Source organism: Mesobacillus sp., from assembly GCF_049588175.1.
Lineage (GTDB): Bacteria > Bacillota > Bacilli > Bacillales > Cytobacillaceae > Mesobacillus.
This window is the reverse complement of sequence record NZ_JBAVFI010000155.1, coordinates 1-2,371: the sequence shown is the minus strand read 5'-3', so window position 1 is coordinate 2,371 and position 2,371 is coordinate 1. Positions and strand designations below refer to the sequence as shown.

At 39.4% G+C, this 2,371-nt stretch carries 3 protein-coding genes; all 3 read left to right on the top strand.

Annotation, left to right across the window (positions count from 1 at the left end; translation table 11 throughout):
- The coding region (gene ilvA / locus WB217_RS03755) for a threonine ammonia-lyase IlvA (protein ID WP_423990773.1) at positions 1-1,179 on the top strand (1,179 nt) is incomplete at its 5' end.
- Between the two features lie 171 nt (positions 1,180-1,350).
- The gene (locus WB217_RS03750) at positions 1,351-1,554 is read left to right on the top strand and encodes a twin-arginine translocase TatA/TatE family subunit (protein ID WP_423990771.1); all 204 of its coding nucleotides are present in this window, start codon (positions 1,351-1,353) and stop codon (positions 1,552-1,554) included.
- A 129-nt stretch (positions 1,555-1,683) separates the two neighbouring features.
- The coding region (tatC, locus tag WB217_RS03745; protein ID WP_423990769.1) for a twin-arginine translocase subunit TatC at positions 1,684-2,371 on the top strand (688 nt) is incomplete at its 3' end.

Here is a 2,371-nt window from a genome sequence, read left to right as displayed (position 1 = left end):
CCGTTACAGTTGAATCATAGGCTTTCTGAAAAATACGAAGCAGATATATATTTGAAACGCGAAGATTTGCAGCATGTGAGGTCTTTTAAATTACGTGGCGCTTATTATGCCATGAAGATTTTATGGGATGCTGGACTCCAAAATGGAGTGGTATGCGCGAGTGCGGGCAATCATGCTCAAGGTGTTGCATACGCCTGCAGGCAGCTTGGAGTTAATGGGAAGATCTATATGCCAGCGACAACACCAGGACAAAAGGTTAGCCAGGTAGAAATGTTCGGTCGAGAGTATGTCGACATCGTCCTGACGGGTGATACGTTTGATGATTCTTACCGGGAGGCACTTATCTGTGCAGAAAGAGAAAAAAGAGAGTTTATCCACCCTTTTGATGATGAAAAAGTTATTGCCGGACAGGGGACTGTTGCAGTCGAGTTATTGAATGACTGCCAGGCATCAGTAGATTTTGTCGTTGCAAGCATTGGCGGGGGAGGATTAATGGCAGGCTTGAGCACATACATAAAAAGTGTATCCCCTTCTACTCAGTTGATCGGGGTCGAACCAGGGGGAGCTGCTTCAATGCGGGCAGCCTTTGATCAAAATAGTGTTTTTCCCCTGGAGCACATTGACACTTTCGTTGACGGAGCGGCTGTTAAGTGTGTCGGCAGTAAAACGTATGAGATTTGCAGGGAAAATGTTGAAAAACTAGTTCAGGTTCCTGAAGGAAAGGTATGTACTTCCATCTTAGAATTGTATAATGAACATGCGATTGTAACAGAGCCAGCAGGAGCATTGCCCATTGCCGCTCTAGACATGATAAAGGATCAAATCAAAGGGAAAACAGTTGTCTGTGTTATAAGCGGCGGAAATAATGATATCAGCAGAATGCAGGAAATCAAGGAGCGCTCCCTGCTGTATGAAGGCTTGCTTCATTATTTCATTGTTAATTTCCCTCAGCGCGCAGGTGCTTTAAGGGAATTCCTTGATGACGTTCTAAGCCCGGGAGACGATATTACAAGGTTTGAATACACGAAGAAAAATAATAAAGAAAGCGGTCCTGCCCTAGTCGGCATCGAACTGAAAGTTAAGAATGATTACACAAGGCTAATTGCCAGTATGGAAAGAAAAGGCTTTGCATTCATGGAATTAAACAAGGACAATCAGCTGTTTAATTTATTGGTATAATATTAATAATAGATAATAAAGGAAAGTTAATATAAAATAGGAACTGTGAAATAACATTAGGTTTTGGCATACTTTGTGAATTTCTTATGAACTTTCACGGCTTTCCTCCAAACTGGGGAGTAAAAGTACTATAATCATAGTAGATTTACTATATGAAAAGGAGATGTTGATATGTTATCAAACATCGGAGTTCCTGGATTAATTTTAATCCTTGTCTTAGCTTTGATTATTTTTGGACCAAAAAAGCTTCCTGAGATAGGCCGTGCGTTTGGCCAGACTCTTCGCGAATTCAAGAAATCAACTCGTGAATTGACAAGTGACGTTATGGAAGAGTTTGAAGAAGAAAAGAAGGAAATTTCGAAAATCACTAAATAAGGTGTAAGATGCTTTTATCTTACATCTTTTTTTCTTAAGGCATTTTTACAAAGCTAGTCCTTTTGTAAGTTATGCTTTCCTTCAAGAAATATTAAAAAAAGCAGCAAATGGAATTGGCAGGGGATTGGTATGGAAGATAAAGAATTAAATCTTGTTGATCATCTTGATGAGCTTCGAAAAAGGCTCATTATTTCGGTAGTTGCATTCATTGTATTTTTTGGAGTTGGTTTTTACTTCGTAGAAGATATTTATCATTACTTTGTTCGTGACCTGGATGTAAAACTAATTGTTTTAGGTCCGAGTGATATTATATGGATTTACTTTATGCTGGCCACCATTATTGCGATAGCTGGAACAATACCGGTTTTGGCATTGCAAATTTGGCTGTTTGTAAAACCAGCTCTCATGCCGAATGAGAGGAAAATTTCACTAGCATACATTCCAGCACTATTCATTTTGTTCTTAGTTGGTCTTGCATTCGGTTATTTCGTCATCTTTCCGAATGTCTTGAACTTCCTTGTGGAATTAAGCGGGGATATGCTTGTAACGAACTTTACAGCCGACCGGTATTTTAAATTCATCATGAACATGACAATCCCATTTGGTGTTCTGTTTGAACTTCCAGTCGTCGTTATGTTTTTGACATCACTCGGGGTAATCAACCCTTATGTGCTTACAAAAATCCGAAAGTATGCATATTTCGTCCTTATCGTTATTGCAATTGTCATATCTCCACCAGATTTCATGTCAGACTTTCTCGTGATGATTCCACTCCTTCTTCTATACGAAATCAGCATCAACCTTTCTAAGGTTGTCT